This is a genomic window from Nostoc sp. LEGE 12454, assembly GCF_056620565.1.
This window is the reverse complement of record NZ_JBWQXL010000006.1, coordinates 107,403-127,306: the sequence shown is the minus strand read 5'-3', so window position 1 is coordinate 127,306 and position 19,904 is coordinate 107,403. Positions and strand designations below refer to the sequence as shown.

Annotated in this window: 14 protein-coding genes and 2 pseudogenes; 4 read left to right on the top strand and 12 right to left on the bottom strand. The window is 42.5% G+C overall.

The genetic code is table 11. From position 1 onward, the window contains the following. Positions 1 to 241: 241 nt before the first annotated feature. The 4 genes from AC1F2U_RS08660 to alaS all read right to left on the bottom strand — a co-directional run bounded on the left by AC1F2U_RS08660 (position 242) and on the right by alaS (position 5,891). Positions 242 to 505, bottom strand: coding sequence for a hypothetical protein (locus AC1F2U_RS08660; protein WP_480260730.1), 264 nt, complete (start codon positions 503 to 505; stop codon positions 242 to 244). Positions 506 to 663: 158 nt separating this feature from the next. Further along, a complete protein-coding gene (locus AC1F2U_RS08655) occupies positions 664 to 1,821 on the bottom strand; it encodes a class I SAM-dependent methyltransferase (RefSeq protein WP_480260729.1) in 1,158 nt (385 codons plus the stop codon). 31 nt (positions 1,822 to 1,852) lie between these two features. Continuing rightward, positions 1,853 to 3,088, bottom strand: a complete 1,236-nt coding sequence (gene trpB / locus AC1F2U_RS08650; RefSeq protein ID WP_480260728.1) for a tryptophan synthase subunit beta — start codon at positions 3,086 to 3,088, stop codon at positions 1,853 to 1,855. Between the two features lie 160 nt (positions 3,089 to 3,248). Further along, complete coding sequence (alaS, locus tag AC1F2U_RS08645) at positions 3,249 to 5,891, bottom strand: alanine--tRNA ligase (protein WP_480260727.1); 2,643 nt, start codon at positions 5,889 to 5,891, stop codon at positions 3,249 to 3,251. A 272-nt stretch (positions 5,892 to 6,163) separates the two neighbouring features. Between alaS and AC1F2U_RS08640 the strand changes: the two are divergent. Together AC1F2U_RS08640 and AC1F2U_RS08635 are read left to right on the top strand one after the other, a co-directional pair. Beyond that, positions 6,164 to 6,396: pseudogene (locus AC1F2U_RS08640) on the top strand (copper chaperone). A gap of 880 nt (positions 6,397 to 7,276) precedes the next feature. Beyond that, a complete protein-coding gene (locus AC1F2U_RS08635; protein ID WP_480260726.1) occupies positions 7,277 to 8,302 on the top strand; it encodes a GGDEF domain-containing protein in 1,026 nt (341 codons plus the stop codon). Positions 8,303 to 8,438: 136 nt separating this feature from the next. Here the strand turns inward: AC1F2U_RS08635 and AC1F2U_RS08630 are convergent, their stop codons facing one another. From AC1F2U_RS08630 to AC1F2U_RS08620, 3 genes are all read right to left on the bottom strand, one after another. Continuing rightward, positions 8,439 to 8,741 carry a type II toxin-antitoxin system RelE/ParE family toxin gene (locus tag AC1F2U_RS08630; RefSeq protein ID WP_480260725.1) on the bottom strand — a complete coding sequence of 101 codons (303 nt, stop codon included), beginning with the start codon at positions 8,739 to 8,741 and terminating at the stop codon, positions 8,439 to 8,441. Further along, a complete protein-coding gene (locus AC1F2U_RS08625) occupies positions 8,741 to 9,007 on the bottom strand; it encodes a ribbon-helix-helix domain-containing protein (RefSeq protein ID WP_480260724.1) in 267 nt (88 codons plus the stop codon). Before AC1F2U_RS08625 ends, AC1F2U_RS08630 begins: the two co-directional genes overlap by 1 nt. Positions 9,008 to 9,349: 342 nt before the next feature. Further along, the gene (locus AC1F2U_RS08620) at positions 9,350 to 10,087 is read right to left on the bottom strand and encodes a Ycf66 family protein (protein ID WP_480260723.1); all 738 of its coding nucleotides are present in this window, start codon (positions 10,085 to 10,087) and stop codon (positions 9,350 to 9,352) included. 215 nt (positions 10,088 to 10,302) lie between these two features. Here AC1F2U_RS08620 and gndA point away from each other — a divergent pair. Next, positions 10,303 to 11,724 (top strand): annotated as a pseudogene (gndA, locus tag AC1F2U_RS08615) (NADP-dependent phosphogluconate dehydrogenase); the annotation flags it as partial. A 406-nt stretch (positions 11,725 to 12,130) separates the two neighbouring features. Here the strand turns inward: gndA and AC1F2U_RS08610 are convergent. After that, positions 12,131 to 13,270 carry a protein kinase domain-containing protein gene (locus AC1F2U_RS08610; RefSeq protein ID WP_480260722.1) on the bottom strand — a complete coding sequence of 380 codons (1,140 nt, stop codon included), beginning with the start codon at positions 13,268 to 13,270 and terminating at the stop codon, positions 12,131 to 12,133. Positions 13,271 to 13,478: 208 nt separating this feature from the next. Next, positions 13,479 to 14,573 carry a calcium/proton exchanger gene (cax, locus tag AC1F2U_RS08605; RefSeq protein ID WP_480260721.1) on the bottom strand — a complete coding sequence of 365 codons (1,095 nt, stop codon included), beginning with the start codon at positions 14,571 to 14,573 and terminating at the stop codon, positions 13,479 to 13,481. 531 nt (positions 14,574 to 15,104) lie between these two features. Between cax and AC1F2U_RS08600 the strand changes: the two genes are divergently transcribed. Beyond that, the gene (locus tag AC1F2U_RS08600) at positions 15,105 to 17,846 is read left to right on the top strand and encodes a DUF3536 domain-containing protein (RefSeq protein ID WP_480260720.1); all 2,742 of its coding nucleotides are present in this window, start codon (positions 15,105 to 15,107) and stop codon (positions 17,844 to 17,846) included. A gap of 276 nt (positions 17,847 to 18,122) precedes the next feature. Here AC1F2U_RS08600 and AC1F2U_RS08595 read toward each other — a convergent pair whose 3' ends face one another. From AC1F2U_RS08595 to AC1F2U_RS08585, 3 genes are read right to left on the bottom strand one after another with little or no spacing between them, the layout of a single operon-like run. After that, entirely contained in the window at positions 18,123 to 18,368 is a 246-nt protein-coding gene (locus AC1F2U_RS08595; protein WP_480260719.1) for a hypothetical protein, read from the bottom strand. A gap of 35 nt (positions 18,369 to 18,403) precedes the next feature. Beyond that, positions 18,404 to 18,649 (bottom strand): HNH endonuclease, encoded by a 246-nt coding sequence (locus AC1F2U_RS08590; protein ID WP_480260718.1) that lies wholly within the window; start codon positions 18,647 to 18,649, stop codon positions 18,404 to 18,406. Between the two features lie 7 nt (positions 18,650 to 18,656). Further along, positions 18,657 to 19,754: a Gfo/Idh/MocA family protein gene (locus tag AC1F2U_RS08585; protein ID WP_480260717.1), complete on the bottom strand. Its 1,098-nt coding sequence runs from the start codon at positions 19,752 to 19,754 to the stop codon at positions 18,657 to 18,659. Between the last annotated feature and the right edge of the window lie 150 nt (positions 19,755 to 19,904).

Below are 19,904 nucleotides of genomic sequence, written 5' to 3'. Positions count from 1 at the left end.
ACTGTTGCATAGTGTAATTACTAGATTCATTTGAATTTATTTGTTCTAAATAATGCTTATTTATCTTTATAAATTCAGCTATTTTACTGTACCTAAGTATATTAAATAGCTGTCTTATATCAAAAAAACAGTAAAAACCGATTATGACAGTTGAAGATGCGGAATGTCGGATAAAAAATGGCTGGATTTACTCAGCCAAATATCTACGCGATTTCAACTAGTTTTACTTAAGTGGTTCTAACTATTCCTGTATCACACGCAACACCCGTGCAAGATATTCTGCACGCCACTGTTCCCGTTCATTGGTTACTTTGACATCCGGCTCGTAAGCTTCAATTTCACTAGTCGATAAAATACCTTTCACCTCTAGCAACCGTTCGATGGTGTCTAGCCGCTCATGCAGCACGGACACCTCACCAGTCAAGGCCATGACGATCGCTAGCAATTTATCAGTTTGCGGATTTTCTAAGTAAACAGGTCGTTTACCCTTGGCTATTTTTGTCATCCTAATACCAATTCTCCAAAAATAAGACTAGACATACAAAACGAGAAAAGCCAGATAAAATCTGACTTTCTCAATTACGAATTACGTTAGCGTAGCAGGCCATAGCCCATTACGAACTTGTACTGAGCGTAGCCGAAGTATTACGAAACTTTCTTTGCTTACTTAGTGGCAGCAACCACAAACCAAGTACCTTGGGTGGCTGAGTTACGATTTTGAAACATACCATTAGTTTCTTTTGCTTTCCATGCCCCATTCGGGACAAATTTCTCGAATGTCTTATCTGTTGCAAAACCAGCCTCAGTAACTAGCGGCACCAAATCTAAATCGCGTACAGCACTCCAGAAAGGTTCGTTGTTGTTAGCGGTTTCCCAATCATAAATAAACTGTGTATAAAGATCCATGTGATGATACAGGGGTGCTTCTAGATGAATCATCATGCCACCAGGAGCCAGTAGACGATAAGACTCTTGCATAACTTTACGCACAGATGACGGGGGGATTTCATGCAGCAAAATGTGAGAAACCACTAAGTCAAATGATTCATCGGGGAAGTTAGTATGTTCAGCATTTTGCTGAGAGAAGTGTACCCGTTTTCCCAAGGCTTCGGCTCTTGCATGAGCATAACGCAGTATAGATGCGCCTATATCTATAGCATGGACTTCCGCATCTGGGAAACCATCGACATAAGGTAATGTGCTATTGCCAATAGAACATCCCATATCGAGGATTTTTTTCGGTCGAAAGTTGGGAAACTCTGCTAAAAGGTAGTTTTGGACTATAGATAGCCCCATATCATCGTTGAGCGGCCCCAACCAACCTAGTCCATAAACGTAAGCGCCGCGATCGTAGGTTGCACCTGCTGCGACATCATCAGCAGTGAATTCACTGTGATATCCTCCGGGCATACAGTGAATGTCTACAGCCTTTTGATAAGCAGGTATTTGAAAATTTGGGTCGAGGGTTAAAGTACCCAGTTCACCACCCTTATCTTTGGCACGCTCTATCAACTCTGGCAGTTGTCTGTCAACGTTGGCATTTACTGCATCCCATAACATTTCTTGGTTAATGCGCTTCAGGGCACCAGTCCAGCGATAGTAAGGTTCGTGCTGCATTAATTCCCGAATTTCATGACGATTCTGGGGAGGGCGCTGATGTTCTTGTTCAAACTTCGGCTTGGCTAGTTTTTCATAAATTTCTTTATTACCAGGAGTGACATTCTTGAAAATGTGCATTTTCATAGTTTGCACAAAGTTTTGGCGTGCCAACTCGTCGTGAGTGGGTTGCGGTAACATTGGGTGTTGGAATTGTTGACCCATTATTGTTTTCTCCCAAATATTTTATGTAGATTTACGCTGGATATAATAATTTGGCTGCCGTTTGTACATCTTTGTCACCACGTCCAGAGCAGTTAATTACAATCCGAGGACTGTCGGTTAGCTGAGGACAGAGGGTTTCGAGATAAGCGATCGCATGGGCTGTTTCCAATGCCGGGATAATCCCCTCCAATTTCGATAATCGCTGAAATGCCGCCAATGCCTCTGCATCTGTCACACTATAATATTCAGCACGACCAGTATCCTTTAAATAGCTATGTTCTGGCCCCACACCAGGATAATCTAACCCCGCACTAATTGAGTGTGCCTCAATGATTTGTCCATCTTCATCTTGCAGTAGGTAGCTCATGGCTCCATGCAATACACCAATTCGTCCTTTTGTCAAGGTGGCTGCGTGTTTTTCGGTATTGACACCTTCCCCGGCTGCCTCAATTCCAATGAAGCGTATAGAAGGCTCATTCATAAACTCATAGAATAGTCCCATCGCATTGGAACCACCACCAACACAAGCCAAGAGAATATCAGGTAATCCACCCCACTTCTCCATTGCTTGGGCGCGGGTTTCTTCGCCGATTACTGCATGGAAATCACGTACCATCATTGGATAAGGATGAGGCCCTGCTACCGAACCCAGGATGTAGTGAGTAGTTTCCACATTCGTCACCCAATCTCGGATTGCTTCGGAAGTAGCATCCTTTAAAGTTCCGGTTCCCGCCTCTACCGGCCGCACTTCTGCCCCCATCAGCCGCATTCTAAAAACATTCAAAGCTTGGCGTTCCATGTCCTGAACACCCATGTAAATTACGCATTCCAGCCCAAAACGAGCGCAAACTGTGGCTGTCGCAACTCCATGTTGTCCAGCACCCGTTTCGGCAATAATCCGTTGCTTACCCATGCGTTTCGCCAACAATACCTGACCAAGGGCATTATTGATTTTGTGAGCGCCAGTATGATTTAAATCTTCACGTTTCAAGTAAATTTGTGGCCCGGTGCGATCGGGCCTGGCATAATGAGCAGTCAGGCGTTCAGCAAAATACAATGGTGTGGCACGTCCTACATAGTCTCGTAACAACTGCTGTAGTTCTGCTTGAAAACCAGGGTCATTGCGGTATTGCTGATAAGCTGTTTCTAATTCAGCCAGGGCAGGCATGAGCGTTTCAGGTACATACTTACCGCCAAAGCGTCCAAAGCGGCCTAGCGTATCTGGAACCTGAGCAGTTGAACTTGGAGATAGGGGAGTGGTAGTCACAGGCTGTTTTTGATGAGGGGAATCACTTAATTATTATAGAAAAGTCTGAAGCATATCTGGGGAATGGGGAGACAGGGGGAATTTTGGAAGTGCTAAATCATCTCGTAAATATGCAACGCCTAAAATTCTTCCCCTATTTAAGAGTTCCCCTTCGGTTTGGTTAACCCAACGCGGACTTTAAATCACTTTCCGCTTGTGCCAACGCATCTGGTAATTTACTTGCATCGCGTCCGCCGGCTTGGGCTAAGTTTGGTCTTCCACCGCCGCCGCCGCCACAAATTTTAGCGATCGCACCTACAAATTTACCAGCTTGCAAACCTTTTTTGTTCACTTCTGAACTAAAAGCTGCAACTATACTCACTTTTCCCTCTTCGGGAACAGAACCCAGTACCACTGCACCGTTACCGATTTTTTGCAACAAGCGTTCGGCTGCGGTTTTTAATGATTCTGGATCGACATCTTCTAATTGGGCGACAATAATTTTAGAATCGCCTACGGTTTGGGCTGTTTGTAGCAAGCTGTCTGATTTAGCGATCGCTAATTGTACCTTTAAGGTTTCTAATTCCTTTTGGCTATTTCTCAGTTCGCTTTGCAGACTTGTGATTCTGTCTGGTAATTCTTCGGGTTTAACTTTAAAGCGATCGCTCAAATCTTTAACTACTTTATCCCGCAGATTCAGATAATCTAGGATTGCTGGCCCCGAAACAGCTTCAATCCGCCGCACCCCAGAAGCCACGCCAGCTTCCGAGATAATCTTGAATACGCCGATTTCAGCAGTATTACTGACATGAGTTCCACCGCATAGTTCCATTGATACGCTGGGAAAGTCAATTACCCGCACTTCCTCGCCGTATTTTTCTCCGAACATGGCAACAGCACCCCTAGCTTTCGCCTCGGCTAAAGGTAATACTTCCACTTTCGCAGCATGAGCCTCAGCAATCCAAGCGTTCACCTGTTCTTCAACTTGTTGCACTTCCTCTGCTGTCAACGCGCGGGGACAGTTGAAATCGAAGCGCAACCTGTCAAAGGAAACCAGGGAACCTGCTTGAGATATGCCCTCATCAACAATTTTTTTCAATGCCGCTTGCAATAGGTGCGTTGCGGTATGGTTAGCTTGGGCGCGACGGCGACAAGCCGGATCGATTTGGGCGGTGACGCGATCGCCTACGCGCAGTGTACCGCGTTCGATGCGTCCGAAGTGAACAAAGAAATCAGATTCTTTCTTCACGTCTTCTACCCGAATTACGATACCATCACCAGAGATATAACCGCGATCGCCGATTTGTCCCCCAGATTCAGCATAAAATGGCGTTTTGTCAAGGACAATTTGCACTTCTGTCCCCGCTTCTGCTTCCTCTTGGCAAACACCTTCTACTAATATCGCTTCGACTTTCGCAGTTGCAGCAGGTTGAGTATAGCCGATAAATTCGGTGACTTTAATGTGTTCTGCTAGTTTGTCGAGGGAACCTTGTACAGTTAAATCGATGGTTTCATGTGCTGCTTTGGCACGTTCCACCTGCTTTTGCATTTCGGCATCAAATCCCACGTCATCGACTGTCAGATTATTTTCCTCGGCAACTTCTTGAGTCAGTTCGAGTGGAAATCCGTAGGTGTCATAAAGAGTAAATGCGCTTTCACCGCTAATTTGAGTTTCCCCTCGCTGTTTCACCTCTTGGATGATTTCTTCTAGCAGTTTTTCGCCTCTATCCAGAGTTCTGAGGAAATTCGATTCTTCCCGTTGCAACTCAGCTTTAATTGCTGCTTCTCGCTGACGCACATTGGGGTAAGCTGATTCCGAAAGAGCGATCGCAGTTTCAGCAACTTGAGTAGTAAATTCGCCAGAAATCCCAATTAACCGCCCATGACGCACCACCCGCCGAATTAATCGCCGCAGTACATAACCGCGTCCAACGTTGGAAGCGCGAATTTCATCAGCAATCATGTGGACAACAGAACGAACGTGATCGCCAATAACTTTTAGAGAGACTTTGGTTTTTTCATCACTTTTGTGGTAATCAATGCCAGCAATTTGCGCTGCTGTTTGGATAATTGGAAAAATCAAGTCAGTTTCGTAGTTATTGGGTACTTTTTGGAGAATTTGCGCCATCCTCTCCAAACCCATGCCAGTGTCGATGTTCTTGTTTTGCAGTGGCGTTAAATTCCCGGAAGCATCCCGGTTATATTGCATGAAGACGAGGTTGTAAAACTCGATGAACCGGGAATCGTCTTCTAAGTCTATATTTTCGTCACCGCGTTCTGGGTGGAAGTCATAATAAATTTCGGAACAAGGGCCACAAGGGCCAGTCGGCCCAGATACCCAAAAATTATCATCTTCGCCCAAGCGTTTAATTCTCGCTACCGGCACACCGATTTGATCGCGCCAAATTCCAAAAGCTTCATCATCATCTTCAAAAACGCTGACGACGAGATTTTGGGGGGAAAAGCCAAAGACTTGTGTGGAGATTTCCCAACCCCAAGCGATCGCTTGTTCTTTAAAATAATCACCAAAGCTGAAATTACCCAGCATCTCAAAAAATGTGTGATGCCGCTTGGTGCGTCCAACATTCTCAATGTCGTTGGTACGGATACACTTTTGCGAAGTCGTAGCCCGTTTAAATTCTGGCGTGCGCTGCCCCAAGAATATTGGCTTAAATGGTAGCATCCCCGCGATCGTCAGCAGTACAGTTGGGTCTTCTGGCACGAGGGAGGCACTTGGGAGAATTTGGTGTTCCCGTTGAGCAAAGAAGTCGAGAAATATGTTGCGAATTTCGTTACCGCTTAGGTACTGGGGATTTGAAGACATAGGTGTTTTTAACTTTAGACTTTCGACTTAGGCGTAGCGGCACTAGGTAGGTGTATTTTCATAAATAGCTTTATATATTCTTGCATTTTGTTTCATATTACTGCCAGCGAATTCTGCCATTGGGTGAAATATATGCAGTTACTAGGATGCTATTAAGCTACTATCTGACTTTGGCAGGATGTGCACAGGCGTAGCCCGTCGTAAACATCGCATTTCGATGCTTAAAATTAATCATTAAGAAATACTTTAAAATTCCCATACTGAGGTAGCAAATGGCACTAAAACTGAAAGTATCAAATATTGCTTTTGAGGGATGTGCAGAAATAATTACTAGGTTATGGAAACTGAAGTCAAAGTGGATGTTGATATTAACGCTAAAACTGTTACGGTGGAGTCCGAAACTTCTGAGGAGTCAATCAAACAGGTAATTGTTGCTGCTGGTGGTTACGCTGGAGAAGGTTATCGATCGGATTCCAGCTTTTCACAGAAGAAGTTTAGACTTTAATATCTCAAGCGACGCTAACAAAATTTTTTTATATTTTCCGCCTGTAGAAAGGCGGAATAGAAATAACTTCCCCAAATTAGTGGCAGGTTTTGACATAATTTTTTTATTTAGCTTTGTTTTCTAAATTTATGATGTTACAGCAAATAAAAAAGACGTGAATTAAGTAAATAGGCAAATCTAGATAAAAGATAGGCAGAAATATTTTATTTCTCCTGCTAACGCATTGGTTTTTTGGGTTAAATTTAACATAAAATTTTACCCGATAAGTTCTGTCTTTATTTAGATGGGAGGTAAGCCCCAAAAAGCTACTGTACATAGCAGGAGGTAGTTTTGCTGTGTATATTATATATATTTTAAAGACTTTCTTAATATGCGATCTAAGCCTAGCTTATAAAGAAAAAGGCTAAAAACTTTTATGGAAAGTAATATTTTGAATTGCATAATAAAATTTCAAATTTGATAATTCAATTAATAAACTTTATATTTTCTTTATTTTTCTACTTGAGAATAAATTTGTATACTTAATGGAATGGTTATTACAAACTATTTATTTCGGTAATTTTATCATGGAAATAGTACTTAAGAAACCACAACAATAGTTTTTACGCATTTAAATAATGTTCAGTATTTTTACTGTTTTAAAAATAAACTGTAAAGAAGACATTAGTTATTAGAAATGAATGTTTTCGAAACGGTAGTAGTAAACATCAAGTATTAAAATGAGATTAAATTTGGAAGTTCACTATCTAATCGATGCTCAAAAAACAAGATGTAAAAAAAATATAATTTAGCCTAGAACATCATTTTTAGTATTAGACACAAGAGCAGTAGTTACCCAAGTGAATTTATTTAAAATTTAAATAGGATAAAAAATAAAGCAATGAATATTTCTATTCTGATCTTTGGAAAAAATAATTTTATCGCCACACTTCCAGATCAGATCCGTTATGCGACTGCTTTTAGTGTAGAAGTTATAGACAATTTAGATCGAGCAGTGTCGCGGATTAAAACAACACCCCCCGATATAATCCTGGTGCAGGCTAGCCTGGATAGTAGTATGGAACTCTGCGGTTGGTTGAAAGATCAGACAAAACTATCGTGGATATATTGTATTCTTTTCGAGGATCGTTCCCAGCAGCTTGCCGATCGAAATAAAGGTTGGCATAGGGAATTGGAAATGAGTGCTGCGGCACTAAAGCAAGGAGCCGATGCATATATTTGGCATCTTATTGAAGAAAAAACAGACTATAGCTTGGCAGAGTTGACTGCTAATCATGGACTAATACTTGCTCAATTGACAGTTGGCTTGCGGAAAGCACAAAAATACCGAGATTTGATTCGGACAAATGATATGTTATCTGCGATCGCCTTAGCCGATTCGTTGACAGAATTAAATAATCGTCGTGCTTTAGAATGGGACTTACCCAGGCAAATTCAAAGAGCCAGGACTCAAAAAACTTCCCTGAGTTTGATTATTCTGGATGTAGATCATTTTAAGAAAGTTAACGATACTCACGGGCATTTAGTAGGCGATCGCATTTTGCAAGTATTATGTCAGCGTTTGCGCCACAATCTACGCTGTCAAGATACGGCATTCCGCTATGGTGGCGAAGAATTTGTAATACTTCTGGCTAACACTACCGATGAGGAAGCACTACTAGTAGCCCGTCGTCTCAATCGTGTAGTCAGCGACGAACCATTTGCCCTCAACAATAAACTGACAATTAATATCACCATTAGTTTGGGTACAGCCTCTCTGCAAGCTGAGGATGATGAGAAAGGAGAGAGTCTGCTATATCGTGCCGATCAATGTCTGTTACAGGCTAAAACTTCTGGGCGTAATCGGGTGATTAACTCGAACTACTTATCTCATCATGGCTCACATTTGAAAGCTGTTTCTTCTTAAAAGTGCGGGACATACGTGTCAATTTAAGCTAAAACTCCTTTAAAACCTCATTGGACAGCAAAACATATACTTTACAGATTTTGCAAGAATAAATTTTGCCGAAAGAGAAACAGTCTGAATTGGACAACTCAACAATCTATTCATCGTCCACATCTGCAAATATAGATTTTAAATCCCGATAACCGCTAATTACTCGTACAATTACAACACTATCTTCAAAAACTCGATAAAATATAATGTAGCCATCTAAGGCTATTCCTCTAAGGCTTGCATCAAATTTGCCATAACTTCGTCCTATATTCGGAAATTGAGCTATGTTTTGGCACTTTTTATTAAATTTTTGAATAAATCTTTCCCCTGCGTTGATATTGCTAACTAGAAAATAATCCAAAATTTCATCTAAATCTTGGCTTGCTTCTTTGGCAATAAAATATTCCATTACTCTTGAGTCTCACGCGCTTTGCGTAATTTTTCTGATAGTTGCGCTATTACTACTTCACCATCTATTACGTCTCCACGTTCAATAGAAATAAGCCCAACAGCTATTTTTTTCTGGGTTTCTTCTTCCCATTCCTGATAACCCTTCTCCCATTCTTCCAGCAGTTTCAATGCTTTAGCAATCACATCTTCAGCATTTGCATATCTACCTGTAGCAATTCGGGTTTGTATAAATTGCTCGTATTCTGCTTGAAGTTGGATGTTCATAATTTTTATCCCTAGTTTGTTAAGAGCTTTAATTCACGCTTTAGATGAGGATCGTTTATCTGATCGTAAATTATTCCCTGTTGAGTTAAAGGCTATAACTTGGTGACTCAAGTTATTCTGTTGGATGCAACTGTTGATAAGACTATGGAGGGTGACATAACTTTAGTAGCCCAAGCTGTAACTATTATCGATGCAGATGTTGCGTAGCTTGCCGCCGTAGGCATCGCAACAACTAATGTTGGTCATTTATCTAGGTTTGTTGCAGCCAATTTGTGGCAAAACATTAAAGTAAGTTCAGTGAAACCCAACATTATATTAGGTTAACGTTGGGTTTCACAGCATTCAACCAGCCTGAGTAGGTGGTATTTGCTCAGGTGGCATTTCTGCTGGGGGAGCGAGTACTGCATCCGGCGCAATTTCTTCTACGGGAATCGGTTGCTTATCCTCAATTTCAAAATCTGGTTGCGCTGCTTCCACCAATTCAGGAGATGGGGGATGTGGGGGAATCGCTTCCGGTACACTCTCGGTTTTTGCTTCGGTGTCGGTAGTAACTGTCTCCTCTACTGGTTGTTTTGGTATGACAATAGTTTTGTCAATAATCTCAACAGCAGGTTTCTCTGACATTACAGAGATAATATCTTCAGGTTTAGGGGTTGTGGGTGTCTTTTTGCTCACAGTCTGCTGCACCTTGTCTTTTGCGCCACTGAAAGTGTTACCCAGACCTTTTTGCAACTGGCCCAGCCGTTCCTGAAGGGACAACTTATTCACCTGTTCTTGAATGCCAGTTTTTACCGTCTCAGCACTGGGTACTTGGGTTTGTTGTGCCTGTGGGGTCAATTGCCGACGTAATGATAGAGTTTGCCAGCCAAACCAGACCAAAAGAGCCACACTAGCCACATGACCGAGCAACAAACCCCCAGTAATGCGTGGCGCAAACACCCATAAGACTAAGGCGTAGAACAGCCCTACACCACTCCAGATAAAGTCATTCTTGCGGTGGATTTCTGGGAAAAAGAAAGCTGCTATATAAATGGCTAAACTACCAAGACCGACCACTAAAGCTAGGACATATGCCAGCATTATTTGGTTACTCCTTACTACGTCCTTTAATTATTTCAATTTTGCAAATTTTGCCAGTCAATTGTTGATTTAGATACAATTTAAAATTAATTATCCCTGTTAGTTGTGGATTTTTGTCATTTATTCAAGTCTTAAGGTCTTCTTTAGGAGAGAAGGGAAAATATCGGACTACCCTTAAAGTAAAAGGATCTGCAAGAGTTAGCCAGAAATTTTTTATGACACTACAAAGCTTTGGTGTGATTGGATTAGCCGTTATGGGTGAGAACATCGCTCTAAACGTGGAGCGCAATGGCTTCCCAATTGCAGTTTACAACCGCTCCCGAGAAAAAACGGATGCGTTTATGGCGCACCGTGCGCCAGGACGGAACGTCAAAGCCGCTTTTACTCTAGAAGAATTCGTTGCGTTATTGGAACGTCCCCGCAAAATTCTAGTAATGGTGCAAGCTGGTAAGCCAGTGGATGCGGTGATTGCTCAACTCAAACCCTTGTTAGACGAAGGCGATATCATTATCGACGGTGGCAACTCTTGGTTTGAAGATACGGAACGACGCACTCAGGAACTAGAACCGGCTGGACTTCGGTTTATCGGGATGGGTGTCAGCGGTGGTGAAGAAGGTGCGCTAAATGGGCCTTCACTCATGCCAGGAGGTACAGAAAGCTCCTACGAGTATCTATCGCCAATTTTTAATAAAATTGCTGCCCAAGTTGACGATGGTCCTTGCGTAACCTATTGTGGTCCTGGTGGCGCCGGTCACTACGTCAAAATGGTACACAACGGCATTGAGTACGGCGATATGCAGCTGATTGCTGAAGCCTACGACTTGCTGAAAAATGTTGCTGGACTAGACCATAATCAGCTACACGAAGTTTTTACCGAATGGAACACTACCGACGAACTCAATTCGTTTTTGATTGAAATTACGGCAAAGATTTTCCCCTACATTGATCCAGAAACAAATCTACCCTTAGTCGATTTGATTGTTGATGCCGCAGGGCAAAAGGGAACCGGACGCTGGACAGTGCAAACTGCAATGGATTTGGGTGTTGCTGTACCAACAATCATTGCAGCGGTAAATGCCCGGATCATGTCTTCCTTCAAAAAAGAGCGGGTAGCAGCATCCAAGATACTTACTGGCCCTTCTGGCAAGTATGAGGGAGATACCAAAGCCTTTATCAACATGGTGCGAGATGCCCTGTATTGCTCGAAAATCTGTTCTTACGCTCAGGGCATGGCACTGCTAGCTACAGCTTCAAAAACCTATAATTTTAACTTGAATTTAGGTGAAATGGCGCGGATTTGGAAGGGTGGCTGTATTATTCGTGCTGGATTTTTGAATAAGATCAAGAAGGCATTTAACGAAAATCCAGCGCCACCTAACCTGCTATTAGCCCCGGAATTCAAGCAGACGATTCTCGACAGACAAACAGCTTGGCGCGAAGTGTTGGCAACAGCAGCAAAACTGGGCATTCCAGTGCCAGCATTCAGTGCGTCATTAGATTATTTTGACAGCTATCGACGCGATCGCTTGCCCCAAAACCTCACTCAAGCTCAACGCGACTACTTCGGAGCGCACACCTACGAGCGACTTGATAAGCCCGGAGCCTTCCACACCGAATGGACGCCGATTTCTGAAGCATCAGTGCAAACTTCTACACCGAAACCGATGCAAGCTACAGAACCAACTACACCTACAACACCTACAACATCTCCAAATGTTTAGAGAGTTTTAAATTGTAAATTTTAAAGTGGCTCTTACAGAGCCACTTTTTTTGTTCAGTTATCACTGTTAATTAGGCATCTTGCAAAAATATATTTTGCACTCTTAGGGAAAAGGTTGCATGTTAAAGGGAAAGGATTTTGAGTTTATTTACCCTTTTTCCCTTCACCTTTACCCCGACTTTTGCAACAGGTCTAATTAACTTGCATCTTTTTCATTTTAGAGAAAAGGCATCAATCTTTCTCTCTTGTTCCTCTGCCCCTCTGCTGCCTAAATGTGCTTTCTTAGATGTATAACATCTTATGTCTTTCTCACTACCTTAATATTAAGGGTTGTTATTTCCAAGATATTTGGTTTTTAATTCTTCTAACTCTTCATCTATTTTACTTTTATTAGAAGGCTGAGGTGTGGGGTTTTGTGGCTGTATTTTATTTGGTTGAGGTTTGCTACTACCCAAAAATTGGGTTTTCATTTGTTCTAATTCTAGATCAATTTGACTAGGAGATTTTGAGACAAAATTGGGTGGAGAATTTGATGGTGATTGAGGGATAGGTTTTGGTGTAACCGCTGGGTTTGATGCTGCTGGCGAGTATTTATTTAAGTCTTTGAGAACTTCGTCTACAGTTTGATAACGCCGAATTGGAATACTTTCTAGCATCTTGTTGAGAATGCGACTCAACTCATTACTAACGGGAGTTTGCAAGTATTGCTGCCATATCCAAGTATCGTTGTTAGTATCATAAGAATCGAAGGGCGATCGCTTAGTTAATAAATTAATACAAGTAGCACCCAAACTGTAAATATCGCTGGCAAATACAGCCCTACCTCTCATTTGCTCTGGGGCTACATATTCTGGACTACCAATACTTGTACCAGTTTGATTTAAGGCAGCGCCAGTGGCAGATTTAGCAGCACCGAAATCTACTAATACTAGTTTGCGATCGCTCTCGCGTAAAATAATATTTTCTGGCTTGATATCGCGGTGAATTACGTGTCTGGCGTGACAAAATTGCAATACTGATAATAAATCATTTAATAGTTGCCGGATTTGTATTTCATTGAAAGCGCCTCTATGTGCTAATTCTTGAGCTAAGTTTTGCCCGTCGATAAATTCTTGTACGAGATACTGCCGAGCTTCTTGGGTAAAATATGCCAGTAGTTCGGGAATTTGGGGATGTTTGCCCAATTCATCTAACTGCACCGCTTCTTGATTAAATAACTCTACGGCTTTTGCCAGAGTGTTAGTGCCTTGAGATTGAGGATAAAATTGCTTAATTACGCAGCGTGGTTTTGAGGGTTTATCCTCATCTACAGCTAAGAAAGTTTTGCCAAAACCACCTTGTCCGATTGGTTTTATAGCACGATAACGTTCTTTGAGGAGTAATTTTGCACCGCAAGTCACGCAAAAATTTACATGATTGGGATTTTCAGGCTTAGGACAATGAGGGTTAAGGCAGTAGCTCATACAGGCGATCGCTCTTATATCTCTTTATTTTACTGGCGTTAAGGGTGGAGACTTTTGCGAATCCGTTAAAATATGAGCGATCTCTACGACGGGCTACTCGGCGTCGCACTACTAACTAGTACAGCGCGGCGGAAATCAAGCCACTATTTTAAACAAGCAAAAGCCTTGATATACAAAACTTTTAACTTTTGACTTCCGCCTTGCGGTACTACCCCATACCTTCCATAACTGGATGGAAGTAGAAGGCGAACCCCAATACTGTATAAGCAGCTAATAACAAAGTGCCTTCCAGCCAATTGGACTTACCATCAGAACTAATACTGTTGGCAATCAACACTGACACAACCACAGCTACTAATTCAAAGGGTTTGAAATCTAAATCCATTGGTTTACCTAATATCCGCCCTGCTATAACTAACACGGGTGCAACAAATAGGGCAATCTGCATACTCGATCCCACAGCTACCGAAAGGGAAAGATCCATCTTATTTTTCATTGCCACGGTGACTGCTGTAGCGTGTTCAGCCGCGTTACCGACGATGGGAACCAATATCACCCCTGTAAACAGTGCCGTCAAACCTAGCTGAGATGTGGCCACTTCTAGAGAATCTACTAGCATTTCTGACTCAATTGCCACTAGTAAGGTACATACTAGCAGCACACCAACCCACAACATCATATTTGGTTTTGCGTGAGGGGTTTCTTCTTGTTCTTCTGTCTCCGCTACACCTACATCATACAAATAGGAGTGGGTTTTCATCGAAAATAGCAGCGTTAGGGCATAAACCAAGATTAAGACTACGGCAACAGCAATAGAAAGATTTTGCAGTGTTTCTTCGTTAATTCCTTGAGAAGTATAATTCATTGCCGTTGGCATCAAAATGGCAATCACTGCCAAATTCATCGAAGCAGCATTCACCCGCGCCACAATTGGCTGAAATGTCTGTTCTTTGTAGCGCAGTCCTCCCAAAAGCATGGAAAAACCCATCACTAGTAGTAAGTTGCTAATAATCGATCCCGTGATACTAGCTTTGACTACATCGATTAACCCAGCGTTCAACGCTACTAAGGCGATGATTAATTCTGTAGCATTGCCAAAGGTGGCGTTTAACAAGCCTCCCAGCGATGGCCCAACTACGACAGCAATTTCTTCTGTCGCTGTACCCATCCAAGCTGCTAAGGGCAGAATGGCTAATCCGGCTGTAATGAAAACTGTCAATTCTCCCCATTCCAGAAAGTGGGCTGCTACAGAAACCGGGATGAACAGTAGTAAAACGAAAAGAATAATGTTTTTGGTTGACATTTGTTGTCTTAAGTTGAGGGTATCATTCACAGCGAGCAATCCTAAGTTTCAAATTTGGAGTGTTGAATTAACAATTATTTTCATTCAGCACTCCGATATGGTACTCTCAACCGCCTGTAGAACCATTCAGAGATTGTACTGTTTTCCATTCAACGCTGCGGATGTTGTGTAACGCAAAATTGCGATATAATCAGTTCTTGTAATCTTTTGTTGCAAAAGTATGAATTTAAGCCAAAATATTACATCAAAAATGGGGTTTAATATATTAAAAGACAATTAAAATTTTGATTGGCGCTAAAGAAGAAAAAAACCCTAACTGAGGCTTTGTTCAATGGCTAATTATTTTAAGCCTCCAGGGAAAGGGCTGTGCGATAACGCAGATTTCCCACTACAATAAAACAGCTTTGTCGAAAATTTAATTGGATTTCATAGTTGTTGTTTATACCGGATTTTGTGTTCAAACTATTGGAGAAAGGTTTACGCACAATGTTTTCGGTGCAACTGTAAGTTTTTTGTTTTGGATAAATATACATGACTTCTGCTGCTGAAATGCCAGCTAGCTCTGGCTCAACGTTAACATTACATTCAGATCCCAATAACACTAAAGAAACCGATCCCCTGAACAAGGCTAATGGTGTTTATGTGACGGTGCATGGTCATTTTTACCAGCCACCAAGGGAAAACCCTTATCTGGACGCAATTGAACGCCAACCGAGCGCTGCACCTTTCCATGACTGGAATGAGCGGATTCATTGGGAATGCTATCGTCCAAACGCCTTTGCCAGAGTCTTAAATGACCAAGGTGAAGTGGTGGGGATCGTCAATAATTACGAGTATTTCAGTTTTAATATTGGCCCAACGCTGATGTCGTGGCTAGAACGCTACGATGTGGAAGTTTATCAGCGGATTTTAGAGGCGGATGCCAAGAGTAGCCAACGCTTACATGGTCACGGCAATGCGATCGCGCAAGTATACAATCACATCATCATGCCCCTGGCGAATGAACGCGACAAATATACCCAAATTCGCTGGGGTAAAGAAGACTTCCGCTCCCGCTTTGGACGCGATCCCGAAGGGATGTGGCTAGCAGAAACTGCTGTAGACTACGCAACCTTAGAAGCTCTAGTTGCTGAGGGTATTCGCTTCATTGTCCTGGCACCGTCTCAAGCACTGCGTTGTCGTCCCCTCCCCACAGAAGATCGTCCCCATCCTGAATGGATCGAAGTCGGTGGTAGTCAGATTGATTCCACCCGTCCCTATCGTTGTTATTTGAAGCCGACACTAGACACTTCATCTTCACCTCTGAGTGCGATGGGCTACGCCCCGCCGGAGGCGATCGCCACTAGCCCCAACAATAGCGGGACAGAAGAATTACCCTACATTGATATCTTCTTCTACGATGGGCCGATATCGCGGGATATGGGTTTTAGTGATGTCGTTTATAATTCCACTCACTTTGCCGGACGTATCGGTTCGGCAGTGCGTGGGGATCATCGTCTTGCACAGTTAATCTCGGTGGCGACAGATGGGGAAACCTTCGGACACCACAAAAAGGGAACTGAGAAAACTTTAGCCTATGCCTTTACCAAAGAGTTTCCTCAACAGGGTTGGACGGTAACAAACTTTGCCCACTACTTGAGCTTAAATTCTCCCAGTTGGGAGGTGGAATTAAAGTCAGTCACAGCCTGGAGTTGCGCCCACGGTGTCGGCAGATGGGAGGATGACTGTGGTTGTGGTGGAGAAGGCGGTGTTTGGCATCAGAAATGGCGTCGTCCCTTGCGGGATGCCCTAAATTGGCTGCGGGATCAGCTAACTGAAGTGTATGCAGAACATGGTAGACAGTTATTTCGCGATCCTTGGTTAGCACGGGATGAATATATCCAAGTAATGCGCGATCGCTCTGCTACCAATGTCAACCGCTTCCTCGCCCGTCATCAAACCCACAAACTAACAGCAGCCGAACAAGTAGACGCTTTGCGCTTGTTAGAAATGCAGCGTCACGCTTTGTTGATGTTCACTAGTTGCGGTTGGTTTTTTGAAGAAATTTCCCGTCCAGAGGGGACGCAAATTCTGCGCTACGCCGCCCGTGCTTTGGAATTGGCAGGGGATGTGGCTGGCGTGCAGTTGGAAAAAGGCTTTGTCAAACGTCTTGGTTTAGCCCCCAGTAATGTGGATCAGTTCAAACACGGTGCGGAAATTTATCGGCAACTCGTGTTAACTGCCCAGCTTGGCTTTAAGCAAGTAGCAGCCCATTACGCCATTACTTCCCTATTTACTAATCAGAAACCAGCACAGACGCACAATTCTTTGCCTAGAAAAGATGTGGCGGACAAACAGTCTCAGCGTTACCACAAAAAAGTTTATTGCTACGCTGCTAATGAGTTAGATTACCAACTGCAACGGATGGGATCGCTAACTCTGGCTGTCGGAAATTTAAAGCTGGTATCAGAGATTACTTGGGAAAGTGAGCATTTGGTATTTGCCGTTTTGCATTTGGGAGGCTGGGATTTCCACTGCTGCATTCAACAATTTACTGGACGGCGTAACTACAGCCAATTAAAAGAAAAGCTGTTTGGGGCGCTAAAACAAGCTAGTGCGGCTCATACTATCTTGGCGATGACACAGCTATTTGGAGAAGAAGCTTTCAACTTACAGAATCTATTTGCTGAAGAACGTCATCGGATTATGGGGCTGCTGAGTCAGGAAACACTGACACGTTTAGGACAGCTGTATACCCAAGCCTACCGTGATAATTATGGTGTGCTGATGGCGTTTCATCGAGATGAAATAGCAGTACCGCAAGAATTACAGGTTGCAGCAGATATTGCTTTAGGGCATCGCTGTCTGATGACATTACGATCGCTTGAGCAAGAGATTGCCGATCCCCAAAAGAGTTGGAGTCACATCCTAGAATTAGAGGCGATCGCTACTGAAGCAAAACATCTGCGTTGTCGGCTGAATATTCCCGACGGTAAGCAAATGTTAGAACAGTTAATTGCGCGATCGCTCTGGCAATTGTTGCACGATGCCAATGGTAGCTTTAATGCAGATATCCAACTATTGGAACGATTGATTGATGTCGGGGATCAACTAAATATTCATATTTCCCTACAGCGATCGCAGGAACTATACTTTAGTTGTCTGCAAAGTCAGATAGCACCAGTGTGTATTACTAGCCTTGGGAATGAAGGAGATAATCAGTGTCTTCAGTTGCTCAAGTTGGGTAAAAAATTAGCCGTTGATGTTAGCTCGATCTCAAATCAGTTGAAATAGATGTAGGGACTCACGACGGTACATTGGTGTCAACTTCAGCCATAATAAGCAGTTTGTAGTGGGGACTTCAGTCCCCAAAGCCAGGACTAAAGTCCTTACTACGAACAAATATTTTTATTCAGCTTGATTTACCGGACATGGATTATATAAAATCATGTCCGGTAAATTAGTTTTGATATGTCATTGCGAACGGAACGAATTGCAATGAAGCAATCGCAAGGGTGTTGTCATTGCGAGCGAAATGAAGCAATGACAAGTATTTAACCAGAAATGATATTACCTAACGTGAGAGCGATCGCAATGGTAGGGATAAAGCCACTCACACCTGAAGAGTCCGAAGGTATGTTTCTCAAAAAAGGTTCCTGCGTGGCGGCTATGTGATATGTTGATCCCAGCTTTAGTTTTAACCTCATATAGCCAGGGAAAAGCTATTACTAAAACAGTCATGAAGGTGAAGAGATAAAGAATTGTAGTTTTAATATTGGGGAATCTTCGGGAATTGCTATTGTGATTTTGAGGCATAGAAATAAAAAACGAATAGCCCACACAATTCTAGCCTAATGCTGAAAATATCGCCGGAAACGGGTATCAATGTTGTCTGTTTTCTGCTGATTGCAGGTAAGACAGAGAGTTTGTAAATTGCTGATATCATTTTGACCGCCACGGGCGAGGGGAATGATATGGTCAATGCTGAGGTAAATTTCTGTAGTAGTTTTACCGCAGCTTTGGCATTGATATTTGTCACGTTCAAAAACATATTTTTTGACTTCTGGTGGGATACGAATGCGGGGAGTTTTGCTCATTTTCTCTCTAGTTGCTAAGAAATCCTTCCAAACTGGGTACGTCTACCCAACTTGCTTTTGTATGCGATTCATGGGATAAATCCATCAACAACTGAGAATAAATTCCTTCGCGTAGTGATGGGGTAATTTCCTGATTGCGGTCAATTCCTTGCACCCATTGCTCTACTACGCGGATAAATGCCGAAATCCGGCCATCAGCATAATTTTTGGGAAAAATTAACCGATTCGGTATTTCTATTTCTGTTAGAGATTTACCTGGCTGAGAACCCCAAACACGAAAACCATGTATATAATCTTTTTGATTTTCACTGCCTACGATTAATGTACCGCGATCGCCATATACTTCTACCCAATGCGTTCTTGCTGCATGAACAACCGCACTGATAGAAAGTTGGCAAGGTGTACCATTGGCTAATTCCAGCGTTAATATACAATTGTCATCTGTATTCACTGCCTTAGATTCCCCATTAATCGGGTCAACTCGTGTAGGAATAGCAGTAGTTAAATGAGCGTTTAATCTACGCACTGGCCCAAATAACCAGTGAATATAATCGAAGGCGTGAGAACCCAAAGATCCCAATGCACCGCCTCCTTTCTCTTTATCAGAATACCAATTCCAAGGGCGTGAAACATCAGCACGAGAAGAACCTAACCAATCAATTTTAATTAGGCGTAACTCACCCACATAGTTTTCTGACAATAATTCTGCAAACAATTGCCATGCTGGTACAAAGCGAAATTCAAAGTCTACAGTTGCAATGACGCTTTTTGCTTTAGCTAACTGATAAAGTTCTTTTGCTTCAAATGCATTTAAAGTTGTTGGTTTTTCTAGTAATAAATGTTTTCCAGCTTGCAGTACAGTTTTTGCCATTTCATAGTGCAAAAAAGGCGGTGTCGAAATGCTGACGGCTTGCACTTCTGGTAATGCCACAATATCTGCAAGTGAGTCGTAAGCGTGACGAATATTATGAGATTCTGCTATGGCTTTGGCTTTATTTATATCGCGGTGGTAAACAGCAACTACCTCAGTGCGAGAATGTGCTTGGAATCCGGGTATGTGGACTTTTTGACCAAATCCAGTGCCTGCGATCGCAACTCCAATCATCTAATTTTTATCCTCATATTTATGTAACTTATTATTTACTTATAATTATCATCTAATATGTAGTTATATCAAAGTTTCTAGGCAATATTTTTCTCCTGCTTGGCGGTTGTTATTGAGTAGATAACATCTAGCGATCGCTCTTTTGAATCT

Excerpts from the sequence above, each read along its gene's own strand:
- alaS (WP_480260727.1), bottom strand. The coding sequence starts at position 5,891 with ATGTCTTCAAATCCCCAGTACCTAAGCGGTAACGAAATTCGCAACATA.
- AC1F2U_RS08655 (WP_480260729.1), bottom strand. The coding sequence starts at position 1,821 with ATGGGTCAACAATTCCAACACCCAATGTTACCGCAACCCACTCACGAC.
- AC1F2U_RS08660 (WP_480260730.1), bottom strand. The coding sequence starts at position 505 with ATGACAAAAATAGCCAAGGGTAAACGACCTGTTTACTTAGAAAATCCG.
- AC1F2U_RS08635 (WP_480260726.1), top strand. The coding sequence starts at position 7,277 with ATGAATATTTCTATTCTGATCTTTGGAAAAAATAATTTTATCGCCACA.
- AC1F2U_RS08610 (WP_480260722.1), bottom strand. The coding sequence starts at position 13,270 with ATGAGCTACTGCCTTAACCCTCATTGTCCTAAGCCTGAAAATCCCAAT.
- AC1F2U_RS08620 (WP_480260723.1), bottom strand. The coding sequence starts at position 10,087 with ATGCTGGCATATGTCCTAGCTTTAGTGGTCGGTCTTGGTAGTTTAGCC.
- AC1F2U_RS08600 (WP_480260720.1), top strand. The coding sequence starts at position 15,105 with ATGACTTCTGCTGCTGAAATGCCAGCTAGCTCTGGCTCAACGTTAACA.
- AC1F2U_RS08630 (WP_480260725.1), bottom strand. The coding sequence starts at position 8,741 with ATGGAATATTTTATTGCCAAAGAAGCAAGCCAAGATTTAGATGAAATT.
- AC1F2U_RS08595 (WP_480260719.1), bottom strand. The coding sequence starts at position 18,368 with ATGCCTCAAAATCACAATAGCAATTCCCGAAGATTCCCCAATATTAAA.
- AC1F2U_RS08590 (WP_480260718.1), bottom strand. The coding sequence starts at position 18,649 with ATGAGCAAAACTCCCCGCATTCGTATCCCACCAGAAGTCAAAAAATAT.
- AC1F2U_RS08625 (WP_480260724.1), bottom strand. The coding sequence starts at position 9,007 with ATGAACATCCAACTTCAAGCAGAATACGAGCAATTTATACAAACCCGA.
- AC1F2U_RS08585 (WP_480260717.1), bottom strand. The coding sequence starts at position 19,754 with ATGATTGGAGTTGCGATCGCAGGCACTGGATTTGGTCAAAAAGTCCAC.
- cax (WP_480260721.1), bottom strand. The coding sequence starts at position 14,573 with ATGTCAACCAAAAACATTATTCTTTTCGTTTTACTACTGTTCATCCCG.